Genomic DNA, 3,702 nt, shown 5'->3' with positions numbered 1-3,702 from the left:
GGTGCCGGGGGTCTGGACGCGGCCGCGTTCCGCGCGGGGGCCGGGGACTGGCTCGGGCCCGCGCTCGGGGGGACCTGGGACGGGGCGCGGTTCGCGCGGGAGATGGGCCCACCGGGGTGGCCCGGCACGGTCTCGTAGCGCGCAAGGCCGTTCGCCGCCGCGCGGTCGGGGGAACAATCGGCGTAAGCAGTCGGCCCCGGCCTAGGAGGGTCCCATGGCGGACCGCAGTGCGTTCCCCGGCAAGAAGACGGCGTCGCGCGACGCGGTGAGCCACCCCGTGTTCGCGCGGTACTACGCGCGCTTCAGCGAACGGGCCGAGCCGGTGATGGCGCCGGTGCGCGCCGAACTGCTCGGCGGGCTCGCGGGGCGGGTCATCGAGGTCGGCGCGGGCAACGGCCTGAACTTCGCGTACTACCCGGCCACCGTCTCCGAGGTCGTCGCCATCGAACCGGAGCGCAGGTTGCGGCAGTCGGCCGTCGAGGCGGCGCAGCGGGTGGAGGTACCGGTCGACGTCGTGCCCGGGGCGGCCGAGGCGCTGCCGGTCAAGAGCGAGGGGTTCGACGCGGCGGTGCTGTCCATCGTCCTGTGCAGCGTGCGCGACGTGGCCCGCGCACTCGCCGAGGTGCGCAGAGTGGTGCGGCCGGGCGGCGAGGTGCGGTTCTTCGAACACGTACGGGCGCCCAAGGGCGGTATGCGGGCGGTGCAGGGGGCGCTGGACCGGACCGTGTGGCCGCGCCTGTTCGGCGGGTGCCATGTCGGGCGGGACGCGCTCGGCACGCTGCGGGACGCCGGGTTCGAACTCGGCCCGTTCCGTGCGCTGTTGGTGCCCGAGCGCGGACCACGCCTGCCGACGTCCTTCTGCGTGCTGGGGACGGCGCGGCGGCCCCCGCTCCAGGAGGACTAGGGTCCGCGCGGGCCCTATCCCTCTCCGGCCCACTTCCGCAGCTCCTTCTCGATGTCCTGAAGGCTCGCGCCGCCGCCCTTGACGAGGCGGGCCAGTTCGCGGACCTGGTCCGGGGAGGTGACGATCTTGAGCCCACTGGAGACGAGGTAGGCGTAGGCGACCGCGGAGGCGAACATGGCGTTCGAGCGTTCCAACGCCGGTACGTGGATGAGGAGTTGGAGCAGCGACGCGGCGCGGGCGTGCACGCTGTCGTAGACCGGGACGTCAAATATCCGCGCGTCGTGCCGGGCGACGGCCGCGACGAGGGCGCCCCAGTCGGTGACCTGCGGGTCACCGGGGGTCCTCTGCTCGGCGATCATGAGCAGCCAGGCGAGGTCGATACCGGGCGGCGAGGGCTCCGGGGAGCTGCGCGGGTCGCTCAACGGGTCAGCGCCGGCCTTCGCGGTCCGGGCCGAACTCCTCGGCGAACACGGCCTCGTACTGCTTCATGAAGTCGGCAGCGGCGTCCACGAACGTGCGGCCGAGCTCACCGGCGTCCCGCCGCACCAGTTCCTCGATGTACCGGTTCACGCTCATGCCGCGGGCGAGCGCGCGCTCCCGGGCGGCGCGGGCGGTGCCCTCGTCCACGCGCACGTTCAACTGGGTCTTCGCCATGACCGCACGCTAGCGCCGATGCGCTAGCACCCGCAAGGTCCCCTCGTGCCCGCTATCCTCGAACCCGACCGTAGGCACAACTGACTTACGACGTAAGGGAGTTGAGGTGGGGGATGCTGATGTGGTCACGGATGTGGTCGCCGCGCGGGCCCGGGGCCTGACGAAGGCGTACGGCTCCGGGGAGACCCAGGTGCTCGCGCTCGACGCGGTGGACGTGGACATCGCGCGCGGCCGCTTCACGGCGGTGATGGGCCCCTCGGGCTCGGGCAAGTCCACGCTGATGCACTGCCTGGCCGGCCTCGACACGGTGTCGGCGGGGCAGGTGTGGCTGGGCGGCACGGAGATCACGGGCCTGCGGGAGCGGGAGCTGACGCGGCTGCGGCGCGACCGCATCGGCTTCATGTTCCAGTCCTTCAACCTCATCCCGACGCTGAACGCGGTGGAGAACATCACGCTGCCGATGGACATCGCGGGCAAGGACCCCGACCAGAAGTGGCTGGAGCAGGTCATCGACACGCTCGGGCTGCGGGACCGACTGCGGCACCGGCCCGCCCAGCTGTCGGGCGGACAGCAGCAACGGGTCGCGTGCGCACGGGCGTTGGCGGCACGGCCCGAACTGATCTTCGCGGACGAGCCGACCGGGAACCTGGACTCGCGCGCGGGTCTGGAAGTGCTCGGGTTCCTGCGCGAGGCGGTCGACAGTCTCGGCCAGACCGTGGTGATGGTGACCCACGACCCGGGCGCGGCCGCCCACGCCGACCTGGTGCTCTTCCTCGGTGACGGGCGGCTCGTCGACGAGATGCACGAACCGACCGCGGAGGCCGTCCTGGAGCGGATGAAGCGGTTCGACAGCGTCCGGGGCGGCGCCGCCGACCAGCACACCCCCGGGCAGTAGCGATGCTGAAGGCGACGCTGCGGAGCTTCTTCGCGCACAAGGGCCGTCTGCTGCTGTCCGCGCTCGCCGTGGTCCTGTCGGTGGCGTTCGTCGCGGGCAGTCTGATCTTCTCGGACACGGTGTCCCGCACCTTCGACCGGCTCTTCGCCTCGACCTCGGCGGACGTGCGGGTGAGCCCGAAGGAGGACGACCTCGGCGAGGCGGTGCCGTCCGGCGAGGTCCGCACCCTGCCCGCCTCGCTGGCGCGCCGGATCGAGGCGGCCGACGGCGTCGCCGCCACGCACCTCGATGCCCAGGCCGAGAACCTCACCGTCGTCGACCGCCACCACGACAACGTCGGGCCGACGACGGGCGCGCCCACCATCGCCACCAACTGGGAGCCCACGGACCGCAGTCCGGTCCGGCTGACCTCGGGCCACGCGCCGCGCGGCGGGGGCGAGGCGCTGCTCGACGCGGACACCGCCGACAAGAAGCACGTACGCATCGGGGACGCGCTCACCGTCATGGCCCGCCCCGGCTCGTTCGAGGTCCAGATCGTCGGCATCGCGACCTTCCGGACGACCAACCCGGGCGCCGCCCTCGTCTTCCTGGACACGGACACCGCGCAGCGCCGACTGCTCGGCGGTGCGGGCCGGGCGTCGAGCATCTCCGTCGACGCCGCCGCAGGAATGAGCGACGCACAGGTCAAACGGAACATCACCGCGCAGCTCGGCACCGCCTATGAGGTCAGGACCGCCGACGAGGACGCCAAGTCGGCCGCCGAGGACCTGGGCGGGTTCCTCGACGTCATCAAGTACGTGATGCTGGGCTTCGCCGGGATCGCCGTCCTGGTCGGCGTGTTCCTGATCGTCAACACGTTCTCGATGCTGATCGCCCAGCGGACCCGGGAGCTGGGACTGCTGCGGGCGCTCGGCGCCGACCGGCGGCAGGTGAGGCGCTCGGTGCTGACCGAGGCGGTGCTGCTCGGTCTCGTCAGCTCCGCCGTGGGCTTCGGGGTGGGCGTCGGGCTCGCCGCGGGGCTCATCAAGCTGATGGGCGTCTTCGGCATGAACCTCAAGTCCGCCGAGATGGTGGTGGGCCCGGGGACCCCCGTCGCCGCCTTCGCGGTCGGCGTGGGGGTCACGTTCGTAGCCGCGTACCTGCCGTCGCGGCGGGCGGCCCGCGTCTCCCCCATGGCGGCCCTCGCGGATGCCGAGATCGCCGGGGTGGGGCGGCCGTTGACGGTGCGCGCGATCGTGGGCGCGGTGGT

5 protein-coding genes are annotated in these 3,702 nt (G+C 72.6%); 3 read left to right on the top strand and 2 right to left on the bottom strand.

Translation table 11 applies throughout. The annotated features are described in order from the left end of the window. Positions 1–214 precede the first annotated feature (214 nt). Positions 215–904, top strand: a complete 690-nt coding sequence (locus G3I40_RS09630) for a class I SAM-dependent methyltransferase (RefSeq protein ID WP_164301739.1) — start codon at positions 215–217, stop codon at positions 902–904. 14 nt (positions 905–918) lie between these two features. Here the strand turns inward: G3I40_RS09630 and G3I40_RS09625 are convergent, their stop codons facing one another. Further along, positions 919–1,263: a fic family toxin-antitoxin system, toxin component gene (locus G3I40_RS09625; RefSeq protein WP_164301740.1), complete on the bottom strand. Its 345-nt coding sequence runs from the start codon at positions 1,261–1,263 to the stop codon at positions 919–921. Between the two features lie 67 nt (positions 1,264–1,330). Beyond that, positions 1,331–1,558, bottom strand: coding sequence for an antitoxin (locus tag G3I40_RS09620; RefSeq protein ID WP_164301738.1), 228 nt, complete (start codon positions 1,556–1,558; stop codon positions 1,331–1,333). 106 nt (positions 1,559–1,664) lie between these two features. On the opposite strand from G3I40_RS09620, the gene G3I40_RS09615 reads away from it, so the two are divergent. Then, positions 1,665–2,453 carry an ABC transporter ATP-binding protein gene (locus G3I40_RS09615; protein ID WP_164301737.1) on the top strand — a complete coding sequence of 263 codons (789 nt, stop codon included), beginning with the start codon at positions 1,665–1,667 and terminating at the stop codon, positions 2,451–2,453. 2 nt (positions 2,454–2,455) lie between these two features. Then, a partial coding sequence (locus tag G3I40_RS09610) for an ABC transporter permease (protein WP_164301736.1) occupies positions 2,456–3,702 on the top strand: 1,247 nt, incomplete at its 3' end.

The sequence above is a fragment of the Streptomyces sp. SID14478 genome (assembly GCF_010548525.1).
Taxonomy (GTDB): Bacteria; Actinomycetota; Actinomycetes; order Streptomycetales; family Streptomycetaceae; genus Streptomyces.
Note: the sequence above shows the minus strand (reverse complement) of the source record. Positions and strands in the feature narration are given on the sequence as shown.

Bases quoted from the DNA above. Each gene is read 5' to 3' on its own strand.
- G3I40_RS09630 (WP_164301739.1), top strand. From the start codon at position 215: ATGGCGGACCGCAGTGCGTTCCCCGGCAAGAAGACGGCGTCGCGCGAC.
- G3I40_RS09625 (WP_164301740.1), bottom strand. From the start codon at position 1,263: ATGATCGCCGAGCAGAGGACCCCCGGTGACCCGCAGGTCACCGACTGG.
- G3I40_RS09620 (WP_164301738.1), bottom strand. From the start codon at position 1,558: ATGGCGAAGACCCAGTTGAACGTGCGCGTGGACGAGGGCACCGCCCGC.